At 64.0% G+C, this 258-nt stretch carries 1 pseudogene; it reads right to left on the bottom strand.

Going from position 1 to position 258, the window contains the following annotated elements:
• Nucleotides 1-37: 37 nt before the first annotated feature.
• Nucleotides 38-258 (bottom strand): annotated as a pseudogene (locus N7568_RS24305) (division/cell wall cluster transcriptional repressor MraZ); the annotation flags it as partial.

The following is a 258-nucleotide window of genomic DNA, read 5'->3' as shown; positions in this document are numbered from 1 at the left end:
AGGGGGCCCGGTCGGCCCGGACCCGCGGACCGCGAGATCACTGTTCGGCGAAGACCTCCTCGTTCATATCGGCGAAGGCCTCCTCCTGAGCTTCGGAGTACTTCTCCCACTCGGTGGCGTCCCACACCTCAACTCGAGTAATCGCTCCCACCACGACGATCTCTTTATTAAGAGCGGCGTAGCGCCTCAGCATCGGCGGAATCATGACCCGCCCCTGCTTGTCAGGAGCGGTGTCGCTAGCCCCGGCTGCCAGCATGC

Origin of the sequence: Paenarthrobacter aurescens (assembly GCF_025421775.1) — a bacterium.
GTDB classification, from domain to species: Bacteria; Actinomycetota; Actinomycetes; order Actinomycetales; family Micrococcaceae; genus Arthrobacter; species Arthrobacter aurescens_B.
Note: the sequence above shows the minus strand (reverse complement) of the source record. Positions and strands in the feature narration are given on the sequence as shown.